Raw genomic sequence first — 18,408 nt, forward strand, 5'->3', positions numbered from 1 at the left:
GGATATGCGAAGATGATTGGAATAGTCGATTATGGCCGGGGAAACCTGCGCAGTGTGGAAAAAGCCCTGGAAAAGCTGGGCTTTGAGGCCGGAATTTTACGGTCTCCGGATGAGCTGAAGAAGACAGATGGATTGATTCTTCCCGGAGTCGGCGCTTTTGCTGATGCGATGGAGGCGTTGAACCGGGAGGGCTGGGTTCAGCCTTTAAGGGACTATGCGGGGTCAGGCAGGCCTTTTCTGGGGATCTGCCTGGGTATGCAGCTTTTATTCGAGATGGGTGAAGAGCACGGGGAACATCCCGGTTTAGGGCTGCTGCCGGGCCGGGTAGTAAAGTTTCCCGCAGGCTTAAAGATTCCCCATATGGGCTGGAATACGCTGCGTTTGGTCAGGGAAAGCCCGCTGACCGCAGGGATTCCGGACAATTCCTATTTTTATTTTGTCCATTCCTACTACGCGCAGGCAGATGAGGACTGTATTGCCGGGGTCAGTGAATATGGGATCACCTTTCCGGCGTTTACCGGCAGGGACAATATCTGGGGGGCCCAGTTTCATCCGGAGAAATCCAGTCCCTGGGGTCTTGTGATGTTAAAGAATTTTGGAAAGTGGGTTGGGGAGCATGAACATATATCCGGCAATTGACCTGAAGGAGGGGAAAGTTGTCCGTCTTCTTCAGGGAATGATGGATAAGGCGACCGTCTATTCGGATGATCCTGTCCGCCAGGCCCAGTCTTTTGTCCGGGACGGGGCCCGGTTTTTGCATGTGGTCGATCTGGACGGGGCGTTTTCCGGCAGACCGGAAAATGACAAGATGATCAGGGCTATTGTGAACAGTGTGCCGCTGAAGGTCCAGGTGGGAGGCGGAATCAGGACAAGCGGGCGGATCGAGGAATTGCTGTCTCTGGGTGTCAGCAGGGTGATCCTGGGAACCGCGGCGGCCCGCAATCCGGAATTTGCGGCGGAAGCGGTGAAACAATACGGTGCGGATCAGGTGATAGTGGGGCTTGATGCCCGCAATGGCAAGGTTGCGGTGCAGGGATGGGCGGAAAGCACGGAACTGAATGCGGAGGAATTTGCGCTCAGGCTGCATGACAGTGGGGTGTCCACTGTGGTATATACGGACATTGCCAAAGACGGTATGCTGGCAGGGCCTAATCTCCCGGCTTCGGTAAAACTGGCCGAAAGCTCCGGCTTGCAGGTCATCGTATCCGGGGGGGTTTCTTCTCTTGCTGATATCCGGGCCATTAAGGCGGAAGCGGATAAGGGCAGGGGAATCGATGGAGCGATTGTCGGAAAGGCCATCTATGACGGGGCTTTGGCCCTGAAGGATGTTCTGGCCGTTACACGGGGGGAAGAAGATGCTGGCTAAAAGGATTATTCCCTGTCTTGATGTGCATGAGGGCAGGGTCGTGAAGGGTACGAATTTTGTTCAGCTGCGGGATGCCGGGGACCCTGTGGAGCTGGCGGCCCTCTATGATGCGGAAGGCGCGGATGAGCTGGTTTTCCTGGATATCACCGCCTCTTCTGACGGCAGAAAAACCATGGTGGATGTGGTGCACAGGACAGCTGAGCAGGTCTTTATCCCCTTCACGATTGGGGGGGGGCTGCGCAGTATTGAAGATATTCGGACGATGCTCCGGGCCGGAGCCGACAAGGTATCCCTGAATACCTCGGCTGTGCAGGACCCGGAATTGATCAGCCGGGGAGCGCATGCTTTCGGCAGTCAGTGTATTGTGGTGGCCATTGATGCCCGCAGAACAGGGGACGGCAGGTGGGAGGTCTACACTCACGGCGGGAGGACGCCTACCGGGATCGATGTGCTGGAATGGGCCCAAAAAGCCGAAGAACTGGGAGCCGGGGAGATTTTGCTGACCTCTATGGACAGGGACGGCACCAAAGAAGGCTATGATAATGAACTGAACAAAGCGGTCAGCCGGGCCGTATCCCTGCCGCTGATCGCCAGCGGCGGAGTGGGCGGTCTGGAGCATCTCAGTGACGGCTTGACCAAGGGTGAGGCCGACGCGGTCCTGGCGGCATCTATTTTTCACTACCGGGAATATTCCATTCAGGAAGCCAAGGAGTATCTCCGGGCCCGGGGGATTGCGGTAAGAAGGTAGTGGCTCAATCGTGTTTCAAGCCAGGGGAATCGTAATGAGTTCAGAATAAGGTCATGAATGTTTAATGTAAGATCATCTGGTGATCAGTTGGGAGGAACGGAAAAATGCCGGAGAAAAGACCGATAGCGGCTTGGCAGGTTTCTTTAGAGCAGGAGATGAGGAGTATGGAACAATCTGACCTGGAAAAGGTCGTCAGTGCGGTAAAGTGGAACAGTGACGGATTGGTTCCGGCAATTGCCCAGGATGTTGAAACAGGCGAGGTTTTGATGCTGGCCTATATGAATGAGGAAGCACTGGTCAGGACCCTGCGGGACAAGCTGGCCTGTTATTACAGCAGGAGCAGACAGTCTTTGTGGGTCAAGGGAGAGACTTCCGGGCATTACCAGCATGTTTTGGACATCAAGCTGGATTGTGACCGGGATGCGGTGCTTCTGCTGATCCGGCAGGACGGAGCGGCCTGTCATGAAGGAGATTATTCCTGTTTCCATTACGGACCGACAGGGGAAAAGACCGGCACAAATCCTGAAAAACCAGCCCTGCCTCTGGGGAGGACTTTGGAATTTCTTGCCGAATTAATTCAAAAGAGGCGTCACGAGCTTCCCGAGGGATCTTATACGACCTATCTTTTCACCAAGGGAATAGATAAAATCCTGAAGAAGGTCGGCGAAGAGTGTGCGGAAGTGATTATTGCGGCCAAAAACAATTCCGGGGATGAGTTGAGGTACGAAACCGCGGATTTGCTTTACCATTTGCTGGTCTTGCTTGCGGAACGGGGAGTGACGCTGGACGAGATATCTGCGGAACTGGAAAAGAGAAAGAAGTAAGGATAATCATTCTTCAGAGTATTGATGAGGCGCTGTTGGACATTATCTGGCAGTGCTTTTCTCTGGATTTTTACATAAACCGGCATGGGAGCTCTGGGATTTTGAGGAGAAGAAATGATAGGGGAAAGAGATTAATGAACGAAAAAGCATCCAAAACAATCACTTTGCCGCGCCTGAACAGGCTCAAGCCTTCTTTAGAAAGCACAGCCCTGAAGATTATGGAGGAATCCGGGGAATTGGCCCAGGCGATCGGTAAATTCAGGGGGTTAAGCGGAGAAAAGCTGACGGTAGAGGAAGCCGAAGCTATGCAGCTCGTCGCCATGGAACTGATGGATGTGGCCCAGACAGCGGTGACCATGATGTTTGTGCTGGAGGAACAGTACAGGATTGATCTGGAGGCCATTATTGAGGCCCACCTGACAAAGCTTCGGAATAAAGGCTATTGTGACTAAAAGAAAGGGGATTGGGACAGCATGTATTCTCTGGAGGATTTAAACCCTGTTCAGCGTGAAGCGGCAGAGTATTTGGACGGCCCCCTTCTTATTCTTGCGGGTGCCGGATCGGGTAAAACAAAGGCCCTGACTTACAGGATAGCCCATCTTATTGCTAAGGGAGTAAACTCCTGGAATATTCTGGCGATTACGTTTACGAATAAGGCTGCCAGGGAAATGCGGGAACGAGTGCTGGCCCTGGTTGGCAGCGAAGGGGAGGGACTCTGGATATCAACCTTCCATTCGGCCTGTGTCAAGATTTTGCGCCGGGAGATCGCTCATCTGGAGGGGTATTCCCGCAGTTTTGTCATTTATGATGCTTCGGACCAGCTTTCCCTGCTGCGCAGTTGTTATAAAGAACTGAATATGGATGAGAAGAAATTTAACATCAGGGCTGTGCAGGGGACAATCAGTGATGCGAAAAACAAGCTTTTGGATGTGAATGCTTTTGAAGCGGCGGCAACGGATTTTTTCAGCTCGGCTGCCGCTAAAGTTTACCGGCTTTATCAGAGAAAACTGAAAGACAACAATGGTCTGGACTTTGACGATATTATCATGCTGACCGTGCGGATTTTCCGGGAGCAGCCGGATGTGCTCGGCTATTATCAGGAAAAATTCAGATATATTCTGGTTGATGAGTACCAGGACACCAATCATGCGCAATATTTGCTGATTAATCTTTTGGCCAAGCGCCGGCGCAATCTTTGTGTGGTCGGGGATGACGACCAGTCTGTTTATGGGTGGCGGGGTGCCGATGTCCAGAATATCCTGGATTTTGAACGGGACTATCCTGAAGCGAAGGTGCTGAAGCTGGAGCAGAATTACCGCTCGACCGGGAAGATTCTGGAGGCGGCCAATGCCGTGGTGGATCACAATCGAAACAGAAAGAAGAAAGCTCTTTGGACGGAAAATCCGGTCGGGGAAGAGCTGGTCCTTTACCGGGCGGAAAATGAGCATGATGAGGCCCGGTTTGTTTGTCGCAGTATCAATCATTTAAAGGATACGGAAGGCCGCTCCAACAGCGATTTTACTGTGCTCTACCGGACAAATGCCCAGTCCAGGGTGCTGGAGGAGCACCTGATGAAGGAAGGTATCCCTTACCGGATTTTTTCAGGGACCAAATTTTATGAGCGCCTGGAAATTAAAGATATTCTTGCTTATCTGAGGCTGGTCTATAACCCTGCGGATACAGTAAGCTTTGCCCGGGTGGTCAATGTTCCCCGCAGGGGCATCGGGGCAGGTTCTCTGGAGAAAATCCTGGAATATGCCCAGGAACAGGGGATGCCGGTTCTGAACGCCTTAAGTGAGGCACAGTATATCCCCGGTCTGCAGACCAAGGGAGTGAAAGCCTTAGACGCTTTTTATCACTTGCTGGAGGATATTCGCCGCAAAGCGGGGGAAGGACTGACGGTCACGGAGCTGACCGAAAGCCTCCTGAGCGAGACGGGGTATTTGGCCGAGCTGCGGGCGGAAGACTCACCTGAAGCTAACGCCAGGCTGGAAAACCTCAATGAATTCCTGTCTGTGACCGAGGAATTTGATGCCAATCTGGAAGACGATACAGAAGAGGATAACGAAAATAACACCGGGGTCCAGGACCCCATGCCAAGGCTGGCCGGTTTTCTGGAGCAGGTTTCCCTTGTTGCGGAAATCGATCACTATGATGAAAATGAAGATGCGGTCAAGCTCATGACGATGCATAGTGCCAAAGGTCTGGAATTTCCCGTTGTGTTCACGGTCGGTCTGGAAGAAAATATTTTTCCCAGCAGCCGCAGCCTCCTGGAGGAATATTTGCTGGAGGAAGAAAGAAGACTATGCTATGTAGCGATTACCAGAGCCAGGGAAAAGCTCTTTTTAACGTATACCATTGAAAGAATGATCTATGGCCGGATTCAAAACAGTCTGCCTTCCCGTTTCTTAAAGGAGATCCCGGAACAGCTGATTTTTAACCAGTCCCCTGCCGCTGCCGGCCGGGAGAAGGAGGCTTCTGCGGCGGAAGGCAAGGTCAGGAGGGATTGGCGCAAGCAGGGCGCGATTATGGCCCAGGCCGATCCGGGCCGGTTTTTTGTCGGCGACCGGGTTGAACACCCCAGGTTTGGCCAGGGTATCGTGATGACGGTCAAGGGAGAGGGTCAGGAAGCGGAATTGACGGTCGTCTTTAACAGTGAGGTCAAGAAGCTGATTGCCGGATATGCCAGGCTGGTCAAAATCAAATCGTAAGGAGAGAACCTTCTTGAGTACCCCGAACAATAACACCGGACAGGGTCCGGAAAGACTGAACCAGCTGAAAACGCAGATTGAAGAGGCGGACTACCGTTATTATGTCCTGGATGATCCGCAGATCACGGACAAGGAATATGATCTGCTGATGCGGGAGCTGGTGGAGATTGAAGGCGCTCATCCTGAGTGGGTCAGTCCGGATTCTCCTTCCCAAAGAGTGGGGGGGGGCCCTTCCGCTCAATTTGCCAAGGTGCGTCATAGGGAGCCGCTTCTCAGTTTGGATAATGCGTTTGGCCGGGAAGAGCTGGCTGAGTTTGACCGCAGGGTGCGCGGTGTCGTGCCTGATGCGGAGTATGTGGTGGAATTGAAGATCGATGGGCTAACGGTTGCCCTGACTTATGAAGAGGGGATTTTGACCCGGGCGGCGACCAGAGGGGACGGGGAAACAGGAGAAGAGATTACCGCCAATGTCAGGACGATCAAGTCCGTTCCCTTGAGCCTGCGGTCCAGGCCGGCAGCCGGCAGGCTGGATATTCGGGGTGAGGGCTATCTGCCCAAAGAATCCTTTGTCCGGCTGAACAGGGAGCGGGAAGAAGAAGGCCAGCCTTTGTTTGCCAATCCCCGCAATGCGGGAGCCGGTTCTTTAAGACAGCTTGATTCCAGGATCACGGCCGGGAGAAAGCTGGGGTACTTTGCCTATCAGCTGATCCAGGCCGAGCAGATCGGCCTGAAAACCCAGGCGGAGGTTCTCCAAACTCTGAAGGAGTGGGGCTTTCAGGTAAATGACAGCTACAAAATCTTCTCTAAGATGGAGAAGGTCATGGAATATTGCCAGGAGATGACGGAAGAACGGCATCAGCTGCCCTATGAGATCGACGGGCTGGTGATCAAGGTGAACCGCTTTGACCAGCAGAGGGAACTGGGGTTTACCGCTAAAAGCCCGCGCTGGGCCATCGCGTATAAGTTTCCGGCAGAACAGGTGGAGACGGTAGTGAAAAGCATAGACATTAATGTCGGCCGGACAGGGGTGCTGACCCCGACCGCGATCATGCAGGAGGTATTTGTCGCGGGGTCAACCGTAGCCAGGGCAACTCTGCACAATCTGGACAATATCCGGGAAAAAGATATCCGGATCGGCGACCATGTCCTCCTGCACAAGGCCGGGGATGTGATTCCGGAAATCATCAAGTCCATTCCGGAGAAGAGAACAGGCCGGGAAATGATCTTCGCGATGCCCGAGTCCTGTCCGGCTTGTGACAGTCCGGTGGTCAGGCTGGAGGGGGAGGCTGCTTACCGCTGTCAGAATATCTCCTGTCCGGCCAGACAGAGAGAGGCGCTGTTCCATTTTGTCTCCCGGGATGCCATGAATATCGAGGGTCTGGGTCCGGCGATCATCGTCCAGCTTCTGGACAAGGGGCTGATTGATGATGCCGCCGGCTTGTACGATCTGAGGCATGAGCAGCTGGAAAACCTGGAGCGGATGGGCAAAAAATCCGCCGATAATCTGATTAAGGCAATCGAAGCCAGTAAGACCCGCGGTCTGGCCCCCCTGATCTTTGCCCTGGGCATCAGAAACGTGGGGATCAAAGCAGGCCGGGTATTGGCCCAGAAATACGGTTCCATGGAAAAGCTGCAGGAGGCCGGAGAGGATGAGCTCTGCGAGGTGCCTGATATTGGCGGCATTATGGCGGCAAGCATCACTTCTTTTTTTCGGGACCGGGCCAACCGGGATTTTATCAGAAGACTGCAGAAGGCCGGAGTTCGGATGACGGACAGCAGACAGGCTTCCTCGCGGCTCTTTGCCGGTCAAAGCATCGTAGTAACCGGAACTTTGCGCAGTTGGGACCGCCGGGAGATAGAGGAGCTCATTGAAACCAACGGGGGCAAGGCCTCCGCGAGTGTCAGCAAGAAGACCTCCTTTGTGCTCTGCGGGGAAAATCCCGGTTCCAAAGCGGATAAAGCGCAGGCACTGGGCGTACCGGTCTATTCGGAAGAGGAGTTCCTGGAGATGCTGGAGGAGAATCCTTGAGGGAAAGATACGAAAGAAAATTGCCTTGATCAAAAGCAAGGATTTTTATAAGAAACAGGATTAAGGGTGATGTGCATGATTTTAACCGGGGATATCGGGGGCACCAAAACAAAATTCGCCTTGTTTTCATGGGAGGATCAGCAATTTAAGCTGATTCACCAGGAAAGGGTTGAGAGCAAATCAATTTCTTCTCTGGAGGACGCGGTGGCAGGTTATCTCGCAGGGAATCATCCCGGACAGTCCGCGGGGATTGAAGCGGCCTGGTTCAGTCTGGCCGGGCCGATAGCAGGAAACAGCTGCCGGCTGACCAATCTTGACCTGACCGTTGATCTGCGTTCTTTGCAAAAGCGGCTGGACTTTATTCCGAGGGTCGGCTGGAGCAATGATCTTGTCGCGATGGGCTACGGGATTGCTGTTTTGCCGGAGGATGCCCTGCTCAGGCTGAACGGCCCGGGAAAACAGGAAGACGACAGAGGTGAGATCCTGAACAGAGCTGTTCTGGCGCCGGGGACAGGGCTGGGGGAAGCTCTGATGATCGGTGATCAGGTTTATCCGACGGAAGGGGCCCATACGGACTTTGCTCCCCATAATGAGGAAGACCTGGAGTTATGGCGGTATTTGCACAGACGCTACGGCCATGTCAGTTATGAGCGGATTCTCTCGGGGGCAGGCCTGAGCAATCTCTATCAGTTTTTGCGGGCGCAAAAAAAGAGCCCTGAGCAGCTTCCGGATCAGTTGCCTCCGGAGGAGATCAGTGCCAAGGGGCTGGCTCGAAGTTGTCCTGTCTGTACAAAGGCCCTGGATATGTTTGTCCGCCTTCTTGGGGCGGAGGCCGGCAATCTGGCTTTGAAATCTCTGGCTCTGGGCGGGGTCTACCTTGGCGGGGGCATACCGCCGAAGATCAGGGAAAAGCTGACGGATGGCACTTTGCTGGCTGCTTTTCTGGATAAAGGCAGGTTCAGCCGATTGCTCAAAGATATCCCTGTTGATGTGATCCTGGAGGAAAACACGCCGCTTTTGGGGGCGGCTTATTTGGCCCTGCAGGCTCAGAGATAAAGCAGAAGATCGGAAAAACGGGATAAGTGATAGGTGGCCTGCCGGTTTCCGGCGGCGTCTCCGATGGCGGCACTGTCCATTTTGGCGGCTGAGGCCGCTTCCAGGCCGGACAGGGCGTCTTCGATCACCAGACAGCGGCTGGGATCAATCCCCAGACAGGCGCTCGCTTTTAAATAAACTTCAGGATCAGGTTTGGAACGGGCAATGTCATTGCCGTCGGTGACGGCGTCAAAGTAGTTTTCCAGGCCGAGTTTCTGCAGAATCAGCTTGGCGTTTTTACTGGAAGAACCGATGGCCAGCTTAAGGCCTTTGGACCGGATCTGATCCAGGGTGGTTCTGACCTCGGGGCTGAGATCTGCCGGGGACATTTTTTGCAGGAATGCGCGGTAACAAAGGTTTTTTTCCTCGGCGTATTTTTTTTTGTCTTTTTCGGAGAAGCGGCCGCTGTGGGAGGACAGGAGGATCTCCAGGCTTTCCATCCGGCCGATGCCCCGGAGACGGTTATTCGCTTTTTCATCAAAATCAATCCCGATTTTGTCGGCGATTTTTTTCCAGGCTAAATAATGGTAAGCATCTGTGCTGCAGATGACCCCGTCCAAATCAAAAATAATGGCTTGATAGTTAATTTGTTTCCCCTCTCTTTCCTTTGCTGATCAAGGGCAGTGCCGGTCTGGCGATCTCAAGGGTATTTTCCAGCAGGTACTCTTGCCCGTATACGGTGATTTTTTTGGCAGTCCCGTTTTCCAGTTTGAACGTGCACCGGTCTGCCGTCACACGAACCAGCAGCCTGCTGTCCTCAAAATGGATTTTAAAGCTGTAAGCGCTCCATTGGCGGGGCAGAACAGGGGCAAGGGAGATGCCCTGCTCTTTGAGGCGAAAACCGCCGAAGCCGTAGACAATGCTCATATAATTGCCGCCCATATTGGCAATATGGAGTCCGTCCGCGGTGTTGTGATGTTTGTCCTGCAGGTCTAAACAGGCAGAGTGCTGAAAGTATTCAAAGGCTTTGTCCACCATGCCCAGCCGGGCGGCGACAATACTGAAGATGCAATAAGAAAGGGAGGAATCATGGGTGGTGATTTTTTCATAGTAGTGGAAGGAATTGAGGATGGTTTCTTCATCCTGGGCGTCTTCCAGGATGAAATGGGCCATCAGGGTATCGGCCTGTTTGCAGACCTGGTGACGATACAGGTAAAGGGGATGATAATGCAGGAGCAAGGGAAAGCGGTCTCTGGGGAGCGTCTCGATCTCTAATCTGCTTTTTTGTAAAAAAGAGTCGTCCTGGGGATTGATTTTCAATTCTTCATCATAGGGCAGATACATCTGATCGGCGGCTTTTTGGAACTCCAGGAGCTCTTCTTCTCTTAAATCGATTTTTTCCCGGAGGAGGGTGAAAGAAGGGAAGGTTTTCAGCAAATGATAGATTTTCACGGCCCAGGACAGGTGGTAGCGGGCGATCACATTGGTGTAATAGTTGTTGTTGACCAGACAGGTATATTCATCCGGGCCGGTGACGTTATTAATATGGAATTTTCCCTGATAAAAGTTACCGGTCTCTATCCATAAGCGGGCGGTTTCGAAAATGATCTCGGCTCCTTTTTCCTGAATGAAGGCCAGGTCTTTGGTGGCGAGGTAGTAGGCAATGATGGAGTAGGCGATATCGCCGTTGATATGGTACTGGGCGGTTCCGGCCGGAAAGTAGCCGGAGCATTCTCTGCCCATAATGGTGCGCCAGGGATAGAGGGCCCCCCTGTCATGGCCCAGGATGCGGGCATTTTCTCTGGCCATATCCAGGGTCGCGTAACGGTACTCGATCAGGTTTTTGGACAGGGCGGGATTGGTAATGGTAAAAAAGGGCTGGGCATACATCTCGGAATCCCAGAAAAAGTGACCCTCGTAGCCGTCTCCGCTCAAGCCTTTGGGGGCAATATTGCTGAACCGGTCCTTGCCGACGGACTGGATCAGTTGATACAAGCTGTACTGGATGGCCTGGTTGAACTGGTCATTGCCCTCAATCTCGATCCGGCAGTAATTCCAGAACTCGGAGAGGTATTCTTCCTGTTTACGGTAGAGCTCCGGCAGGGAAACGGCCAGGGCTTTTTTCAGTTCCAGGCCGCTTTGTTTTTTGCAGGAGGGGTAGCGGATGGAATCACAAAAAACACAATACTTGATGAACCTGATTGTTTCGCCCCGGAGGGCGTGAGTTTTATATTTGCTTATGGCATGATTATGGTCATTAATGCTGAATTCCTGCCGGCTTTTTTGCAATAAGACGTTTTTTACGCAGCTGCACACTTCCAGACCGGACGTTGAAGTCACAGAGGTGATATAAGAAGCTCCGTCTTTGATCTCGCAGCTGAGAGGGGTCAGGTACTGATGGCCTTCATTGGCCAGGCGGGGGTCGTTGGGATTAATATAGTTGAGGACATTGCCGTTATGGCTGGATTCAATCAGGACTCTGCCGGAAAAGTTCAGGGGCAGCACTTCGTATTCAATGGTGAAAAGGGAGAGCTGCTCAAAGGAGGTCATCCGGGTAATGGTGATTTCCGCTTCTTTGCCCTGGGGTGACCGCCAGACCACATGTCTGACCGTAACCCCTTTATCCATATGGAGAGTCAATCTGCTGGACAGGACAGTACCGCTGAACATGCTGAACGGTTCACCATCCAGATAGAGCCTGATGGATTGGGTATCGGCGATATTTAACATGGTCTGTTTTTCTGTGACAAAGCCGAAAAGCTTTTCGGCCTGTTTCATGGGGGTGAAATCATAAAAGCCGTTAATGTACTGACTGCGCACATAATGGTATTGTTCCGGGTAGCCCTCTTCAAAATCGAAGCGGGCTCCGATATATCCGTTGGCATTATGAAAAAGAGCTTCATTCAGGGACAGGTGATACTGGTCCAGCTGGAGATGTTTGATTTCATAAACCGCTTCTTTTTTGGACATAAAAACTCCCTTTCGGTGTGGAAATCGTCTTTCAGTCCCGGGGCAGGGCAGCACTGATCGCGGCGAATTTTTTCAGGATCACGCGCATGGATTTCCAGGATTTGAGGCGATATTTAGCAGAGGTGTTGCCTAAGCCGATTTTAACGGTAAAAGCATCATCGGGCAGAGCGGAAAATAAGTCTTCATCCGTGAAATCATCACCGGCCGCAAAGATAAAGTCATAATCCTGATTCTGAACGAAGGAGGAGGACCCGTATCCTTTGCTGACCCGGCTGTCTTTTACTTCCAGGACTTTATTTCCTTCCTGCAGACCCAGGGTTGTTGATTGAATCATGGATAAGAGGATTTCTCTGACCTCACTCAGCTTCACGGCGGCCATATCCGGATCACACTGTCTGTAATGCAGGGCGATAGAATAGTCCTTTTCTTCAAGCAGGGACCCCGGCATCCGGTCAGTGTATAATTCCAGGGTGTGCCGGATGGATTCAATCCAATCATCATCCAGGGACAGGTTCATGATCCATTCCTGCTGGCCGGAATAGCGGAGCCATAGGCCGTGAGAGGCAATGATATTCAAATCGAGATCCCCGAACCATTCGTCCAGGGTATACCGTTCTCTTCCGGAAATCAGGACAACAGTGTTGCGGGGATCATTGATCAGCTCCCGCAAAAGGCTTTTTAATTCTTCATCGGGTTTGGCCTGGCCGGGTATGGAGTTAAAACCGACTAAAGTCCCGTCGTAATCTAAAAAAAGTATTCTCTTTGCGGCCTTTTCATAAGCATATTCTATGTGATAGCTGTCTCTTTCAATCCCTCTCTGGTAGATGATTTCGGCTGATTCCAGGGAAAAACGGTTCAGCGTATTTAAGAACTCACTGGCCCAGAATCCGACGTGATAACGCTGGATTCTCCTGGACATCATCTTGTTGCGGGCGATTTTTTCCTCCCGGGGCATGGCAAGAGCCTTTTTCAGGCCGCGGGCAATCGCGTTGTAATCATTGGCATTGACAATAACGGCTTCACTGAGTTCACTGGCCGCGCCCGCCGTCTCGCTGATCACAACCATCCCTTCATAATCGGTCCGGGAGGCGATGTATTCTTTGGCCACCAGGTTCATCCCGTCTCTGAGAGGGGTAACGAGCAGGACATCGGAATGCCGGTATAACGTGATCAGGCTTTCCTGGGTAAAGGTCCGGAAGAAAAACCAGATGGGCATCCAGGTGAAGGTGCCGTACTTGCCGTTGATATCACTGACCAGTTCTTTAATTTCTTTTCTTAGCCGGTCATAGCTGTCGACATCAATCCGCGAGGGAGCGACAATCAAGTTCAGGCGAACTTTACCCCGGTACTCGGGGTTTTGGGCCAGGAAACGGCTGAATCCCTTGATGCGCTCCGGAATACCTTTGGTATAATCCAGACGGTCGATCGACAGAATCATTTTGATTCCTTTGGTCTTCTCGATAATTTCCCTGGTTTCCTCCTGTGAAGCGGGGGTTTCATGCTCCCGTGCAAAAAATTCATAATCAATGCCCATCGGAAAGGCGTCTACCTGAACATAGCGGTCTTCATAGCTTACCCGGTTGAAATTGGTTTCCAGATCCAGCAGGCGGCGGATGCTGCTTAAAAAGTGCCGCGCATATTCATAGGTGTGGAAACCGATCAGATCGGCCCCCAGTAAGCCCAGGAGGATTTCCTCGCGCCAGATCAGCAGCCGGAAAATTTCAAAGGAAGGAAAGGGGATATGGAGGAAAAAGCCGATTTGGGCGGCAGGATATTTTTCTTTAATCATTTGAGGCAAGAGCATCAAGTGGAAATCGTGAATCCAGATCACATCATCTTCCTCAATCACGGACTCTATGGTCTGGAAAAATTTCAGGTTCACCAATTTGTAGGCTTCCCAGGATTCCGCCTCATAAGTGGTCTTGCTGGTAAAATAGTGAAACAGGGGCCAGATCGTCCGATTGCAGAAGATATTATAGTAAAGGTCAACCTCTTCTTCTGTTAAAAAAACAGGGAGACATTGATGGTTCTCCAGCAGTTCTTTCTGAACTGCTTTTTTCTCTTCCCGGTTCATTTTTTCGTCCGCGATCCCGGGCCAGCCGACCCAGAGGCCGTTTGATTGCTCATGGTAGCTTTTTAAACCGGTGGCGAGTCCGCCGATGCTCTTTTGATAGGTGAAGCCTTCATTCGTATTTTTTTGTACAGTGACAGGTAAACGGTTGGAAGCAAAGATAATTTTACTCATTAGTATTCTCCTAAGATTAAAGTAATATAAAGTCTTCTTTCATTTCAGGAAAACATTTAATGAATGAAATGGCTATCCCCCAAGACTAAGGCAGACAGCCAATTGATTTTTTGATTGTGTATTCGGTTGAGCAGTTTTGTCAGATGTCCGATTTTCCGGATGAACAGCCAACCGCCTGCGAGCTGAGAAAAACATCTATTTTAGCAGAAGGGATATAATAAAACCCTTCTTTTTTCTGGCTTTCGTTTTCTTCGATCAGATTAATCAGGTATGAGGGATCCACATTCAGCCAATCGCTGAAGCTTTGCAGCCATTTTTCGGGTAAAGGGTTGACAATAAGCAGGTTGGAATTTTTCAGAAAAGATTTCGCCTTAGGTGAAACAGTTTTATAGGTTCCGAATACGGTCCAGATTTCCAGCGGATAATCTTGATGCAGAGTCTTGCTGATATAATAAAGCCTTGCCAGCTGGTCGACAAATTCAGTGATGCTCCAAAATTTTTCAGGGAAATCCAAAAATACCCTGACCGGACAGGTGAGATGTTTTTGCACGGCCCAGGTGGATAAACATTCCAGAAAGGTAATTACTCTGGGGGCGTAATCACAGGCGCAATAGCAGATGCCCGATTTTTGGGGGTTGGCAATCCAGCTGATGTCGGGATCATAGGGGTGAACGATTGTTGTCGGATGTTTGGAGGGTGTAGACCAAATTCGCTTTTCTGAATCTGTCAGGACAAAATTGAAAGATTCATGTTGAAAGAAATTTCCTGTCTGAAGGATGTCCCAAATAAGACGGGTTTTCCCTGAGCCTGCTTCTCCCACAATGAAATGGTTTCCGGGGAGAAAACCTGTAAATGGTTTGATTTGCTGCTCCATGGGCATTACTTCCTTTCTTAATCAAAGCATAAGATTCTCGTTAATGCTTGGTGCCAATCCGAACAATATGAAGCTGTAATTTTTTATGAAAAATTTGCTCATCATCCTTTCTCAGTAAAAATATGCGTAAATTTTCTGTTAAATGTGTTACTTTAAAGATTCTACAAAAAAAGTGTTTTCCCTTTTTGCATTTCTAAATATGTTTTTGCGGGGTTCAGCAAGGCTGAACAGGGATTTTATTGCCCGAAGCGGTCATTTTTGTTATATTTATGTATATGCTTGGGTTAAGGGTGGTGAAAAAATGAAATTATCCAGACAAGAAGTGGAACATGTCGCTTTATTGGCCAGACTTGAACTGAGTGAAGAGGAGATCGGCCGCTACACGGAACAGTTGAATTCTGTTCTTGGACATGCGGAAATGCTGCAGAAGCTGGACACAACGGGGATTATGCCAACTGCTCATGCCGTTGAATTATATAATGTTATGCGTGATGATGAGGTAAAAGCATCTATTGAACAGGAAAAAGCCCTGCAAAACGCCCCTGATTCTGAAGGCGGCTTTTTCCGCGTTCCGAGGATTGTTTAGCCATCATCCGAAAGGAGATTCGGTATGGATTTATTGACGAAATCACTTGATGAGCTGCATCTGATGCTGGTAAAGAGAGAAATCAGCTCCAAAGAACTGACGGAACGGTTCTTAAAGAGAGTGTGCTCAGTAGAGGCCGGGGTGCAGGCCTTTTTGCAGGTAAACAGGGAAGATGCCTTGGCCAGAGCCGAAGAGGCGGATCAGAAAATCGCGGCGGGAGCGGAAATCGGAATTCTGGAAGGAATCCCCATGGCTCTTAAGGATAATCTGTGTACGGCGGGAATCAAAACAACCTGTGGTTCAAAGATTCTGGAGAACTTTGTCCCTCCCTACAATGCAGAGGTAACGGAAAGGCTGGCGAAGGCGGGTGCTGTTCTGATCGGCAAGCTGAACATGGATGAATTCGCCATGGGGTCTTCCAATGAAAATTCCGGGTTTTACCCGGTCAAGAATCCCTGGGACCTTGAACGAGTGCCGGGCGGGTCCTCCGGAGGCTCGGCGGCTGCGGTTGCCGCCCGGGAAGTGGCGTATTCTCTCGGTTCGGATACGGGCGGGTCTATCCGCCAGCCGGCGTCCTTCTGCGGTGTGGTCGGGCTTAAGCCGACATATGGCGCGGTATCGCGATTTGGTCTGGTCGCTTTTGCTTCGTCGCTGGACCAGATCGGTCCCTTGACAAAGACGGTCAGGGACAATGCTCATGTTCTCAATGTCATTGCCGGGCATGATCCGAAGGATTCCACTTCTGTGCCGTATTCAAAGCCCGATTACACAGGGTTTATGATCAATTCCGTGCAAGGCCTGAGAATCGGAGTGCCGAAGGAATTTTTTGCGCAGGGCCTGAATCCGGAAGTGGAACAGGTGATCAGGAAGGCGTTAAGCACTTATGAAAAAATGGGGGCGGAAATCGGAGAGTGCTCCCTGCCCCATATGGAATATGCTCTGCCGGTCTACTATATCATTGCCACGGCTGAGGCCAGTTCCAACCTGGCCCGCTATGACGGGGTAAAGTACGGATTCCGGGCTGAGGCTGAGGATATGATTGAGATGTATAAAAGGACCAGGGCTCAGGGCTTTGGGGAAGAGGTCAAAAGACGGATTATGCTGGGTACATACGCCTTATCCTCAGGTTATTATGATGCCTATTATCTGAAGGCCCAAAAGGTCAGGACCCTGATCAGACAGGATTTTGCCAAAATATTTGAGGATTTTGATGTGATTATTTCTCCAACCGCCCCGACCGTGGCGTATAAGCTGGGGGAAAGATCGGACCCATTGGCGATGTATATGGGTGATGTCTATACCATTCCGGTTAATCTGGCCGGGCTGCCCAGTATTTCCGTTCCGGCCGGTTTTGCCGGCGGACTGCCTGTGGGATTGCAGATTATCGGCAGGCATTTTGACGAAGGAAGACTTTATCAGGCGGCATATGCATTTGAGCAAAGCACGGATTTCCACAAGGCAGTGCCTGCTTTGTCCGGGGAGGTATTGTGAGATGGGATGGAATGATACGTATGATATGGTCTGCGGTGTGGAAGTCCATGTCGAGATGGCCACGAAAACCAAGATTTTCTGCGGCTGTACCACGGAGTTCGGCGGGGAGGAAAATACTCATGTTTGTCCGGTTTGCCTGGGGCTGCCGGGTGTGCTGCCGGTACTGAACAGGGAGGTCGTTAATCTGGCCATCAAGGCCGGGCTGGCGTTGAACTGCCAAATCGCGGAGTACTCCAAATTTGACCGAAAAAACTATTATTATCCCGATCTGCCCAAGAACTATCAGACCTCCCAGTATGACCTGCCTGTTTGTCAGGACGGCTGGATCGAGATTGAAACAAGCGGCGGGATGAAAAGAATCGGCATCATCCGGGCCCATATGGAAGAGGATGCCGGTAAGCTTGTGCACAGTGGGGAAACGATTACCACCTCGGCCAGTTCCAATGTGGATTACAACAGAACGGGAGTTCCCCTTCTGGAAATCGTGTCGGCTCCGGATATGAATTCGATCGACGAGGTTATCGCTTATTTGGAAAGCCTGGTCCAGATTATTGATTATGCCGCAATATCCGATTGCAGGATGGAGCAGGGCTCGGTACGCTTTGATATTAATGTTTCCCTGAAGCCGCACGGCGGCGGGGAGCTGGGTATCAGGACGGAGATCAAGAATTTAAATTCTTTCAGCTCCGTAAGACGGTGTCTGGAATATGAGCTTGAGCGTCAGGCCGATGTTTTGGATGAGGGGGGAGCAGTGATCCAGGAAACCAGAACCTGGGACGAAGGCCGGGGAATGACCCTCTCTCTCCGATCAAAGGAGGAGGCCCATGATTACAGGTATTTCCCGGAGCCTGATCTGATGCCGATCGTGATTGACCGGGAATGGGTGGAAAACATCAGGCAGACCTTGCCGGAGCTTCCGGCTGCCAGGAGGGCCAGACTGGTTTCCCTGGGCTTGTCTGCTTATGATGCCGGGGTAATCACGGCCTCCAGGGAAATGGCGGTCTATTTCGATCAGGCCCTAAGGCATTTTGCTGATCCGAAAATGCTGGCTAACTGGGTGACGGGGGATTTGAGCGCCCTGTTGAAGGCCAATAATGCTGCCTTTGCCGCCAGTCCGGTTGCACCTGAGGGGCTGGCCGAAATGCTTTCCATGATTGCCGGGGGGGAAATCAGCGGCAAGATGGCCAAGGAAGTGCTTCAGGAGATGTATGCTACCGGTAAAACGGCAGGGGAAATTGTTCAGGCCAAGGGACTGGCTCAGATCAGTGATGAGGGCGCTTTAACCAGGATTATTGAGAATGTCCTGGCCGCCAACCCCAAATCTGTGGAAGAATTTAAGGCCGGCAAGGACAAGGTGATCGGCTTTCTGGTCGGTCAGGTGATGAAAGAAACCAAAGGCCAGGCCAATCCCGGCTTAGTGAATAAGATGCTGAAGGATATGATGTCCTGATCAGGGAGCAAACTGATCAGGGAACAAGCTGATCCGGAAAATATTGTTTGAATTTTAATCAGAGAGGTCAATTGGGTGA

General features: G+C 51.2%; 15 protein-coding genes. 11 read left to right on the forward strand and 4 right to left on the reverse strand.

From position 1 onward, the window contains the following. Window positions 1-12 precede the first annotated feature (12 nt). The 8 genes from hisH to glk all read left to right on the forward strand — a co-directional run bounded on the left by hisH (window position 13) and on the right by glk (window position 8,734). Window positions 13-639: an imidazole glycerol phosphate synthase subunit HisH gene (hisH, locus tag SGLY_RS03655; RefSeq protein ID WP_013623947.1), complete on the forward strand. Its 627-nt coding sequence runs from the start codon at window positions 13-15 to the stop codon at window positions 637-639. Next, window positions 617-1,366, forward strand: a complete 750-nt coding sequence (hisA, locus tag SGLY_RS03660; RefSeq protein WP_013623948.1) for a 1-(5-phosphoribosyl)-5-[(5-phosphoribosylamino)methylideneamino]imidazole-4-carboxamide isomerase — start codon at window positions 617-619, stop codon at window positions 1,364-1,366. Before hisH ends, hisA begins: the two co-directional genes overlap by 23 nt. Further along, complete coding sequence (hisF, locus tag SGLY_RS03665; protein ID WP_013623949.1) at window positions 1,356-2,114, forward strand: imidazole glycerol phosphate synthase subunit HisF; 759 nt, start codon at window positions 1,356-1,358, stop codon at window positions 2,112-2,114. Before hisA ends, hisF begins: the two co-directional genes overlap by 11 nt. 164 nt (window positions 2,115-2,278) lie before the next feature. Continuing rightward, window positions 2,279-2,938 carry a bifunctional phosphoribosyl-AMP cyclohydrolase/phosphoribosyl-ATP diphosphatase HisIE gene (hisIE, locus tag SGLY_RS03670; protein ID WP_427916606.1) on the forward strand — a complete coding sequence of 220 codons (660 nt, stop codon included), beginning with the start codon at window positions 2,279-2,281 and terminating at the stop codon, window positions 2,936-2,938. A 134-nt stretch (window positions 2,939-3,072) separates the two neighbouring features. Beyond that, a complete protein-coding gene (locus SGLY_RS03675) occupies window positions 3,073-3,390 on the forward strand; it encodes a MazG-like family protein (protein WP_013623951.1) in 318 nt (105 codons plus the stop codon). Between the two features lie 21 nt (window positions 3,391-3,411). Beyond that, complete coding sequence (gene pcrA / locus SGLY_RS03680) at window positions 3,412-5,649, forward strand: DNA helicase PcrA (RefSeq protein WP_013623952.1); 2,238 nt, start codon at window positions 3,412-3,414, stop codon at window positions 5,647-5,649. Between the two features lie 13 nt (window positions 5,650-5,662). Next, entirely contained in the window at window positions 5,663-7,678 is a 2,016-nt protein-coding gene (gene ligA, locus SGLY_RS03685; RefSeq protein ID WP_013623953.1) for an NAD-dependent DNA ligase LigA, read from the forward strand. A 69-nt stretch (window positions 7,679-7,747) separates the two neighbouring features. Further along, window positions 7,748-8,734, forward strand: a complete 987-nt coding sequence (glk, locus tag SGLY_RS03690; protein WP_013623954.1) for a glucokinase — start codon at window positions 7,748-7,750, stop codon at window positions 8,732-8,734. On the opposite strand, the gene pgmB is transcribed toward glk, so the two are convergent. The 4 genes from pgmB to SGLY_RS03710 form a co-directional block, all read right to left on the reverse strand. Next, window positions 8,725-9,360, reverse strand: a complete 636-nt coding sequence (gene pgmB, locus SGLY_RS03695; RefSeq protein ID WP_013623955.1) for a beta-phosphoglucomutase — start codon at window positions 9,358-9,360, stop codon at window positions 8,725-8,727. The genes glk and pgmB overlap by 10 nt on opposite strands. Beyond that, window positions 9,356-11,683 (reverse strand): glycoside hydrolase family 65 protein, encoded by a 2,328-nt coding sequence (locus SGLY_RS03700; RefSeq protein WP_013623956.1) that lies wholly within the window; start codon window positions 11,681-11,683, stop codon window positions 9,356-9,358. Before SGLY_RS03700 ends, pgmB begins: the two co-directional genes overlap by 5 nt. Before the next feature lie 31 nt (window positions 11,684-11,714). Then, the gene (locus SGLY_RS03705; protein ID WP_013623957.1) at window positions 11,715-13,928 is read right to left on the reverse strand and encodes a bifunctional alpha,alpha-trehalose-phosphate synthase (UDP-forming)/trehalose-phosphatase; all 2,214 of its coding nucleotides are present in this window, start codon (window positions 13,926-13,928) and stop codon (window positions 11,715-11,717) included. A 139-nt stretch (window positions 13,929-14,067) separates the two neighbouring features. Continuing rightward, window positions 14,068-14,802 (reverse strand): hypothetical protein, encoded by a 735-nt coding sequence (locus SGLY_RS03710; protein ID WP_013623958.1) that lies wholly within the window; start codon window positions 14,800-14,802, stop codon window positions 14,068-14,070. A gap of 301 nt (window positions 14,803-15,103) precedes the next feature. Here SGLY_RS03710 and gatC point away from each other — a divergent pair, with 301 nt between their 5' ends. The 3 genes from gatC to gatB are packed head-to-tail and all read left to right on the forward strand — an operon-like array spanning window position 15,104 to window position 18,329. After that, entirely contained in the window at window positions 15,104-15,388 is a 285-nt protein-coding gene (gatC, locus tag SGLY_RS03715; RefSeq protein WP_013623959.1) for an Asp-tRNA(Asn)/Glu-tRNA(Gln) amidotransferase subunit GatC, read from the forward strand. Window positions 15,389-15,412: 24 nt separating this feature from the next. Continuing rightward, complete coding sequence (gene gatA, locus SGLY_RS03720) at window positions 15,413-16,879, forward strand: Asp-tRNA(Asn)/Glu-tRNA(Gln) amidotransferase subunit GatA (protein ID WP_013623960.1); 1,467 nt, start codon at window positions 15,413-15,415, stop codon at window positions 16,877-16,879. A 1-nt stretch (window position 16,880) separates the two neighbouring features. Continuing rightward, window positions 16,881-18,329 (forward strand): Asp-tRNA(Asn)/Glu-tRNA(Gln) amidotransferase subunit GatB, encoded by a 1,449-nt coding sequence (gene gatB, locus SGLY_RS03725; RefSeq protein WP_013623961.1) that lies wholly within the window; start codon window positions 16,881-16,883, stop codon window positions 18,327-18,329. The last annotated feature ends 79 nt before the right edge of the window (window positions 18,330-18,408 follow it).

The organism is Syntrophobotulus glycolicus DSM 8271, from assembly GCF_000190635.1.
In the GTDB taxonomy this organism is placed as follows: Bacteria; Bacillota; Desulfitobacteriia; order Desulfitobacteriales; family Syntrophobotulaceae; genus Syntrophobotulus; species Syntrophobotulus glycolicus.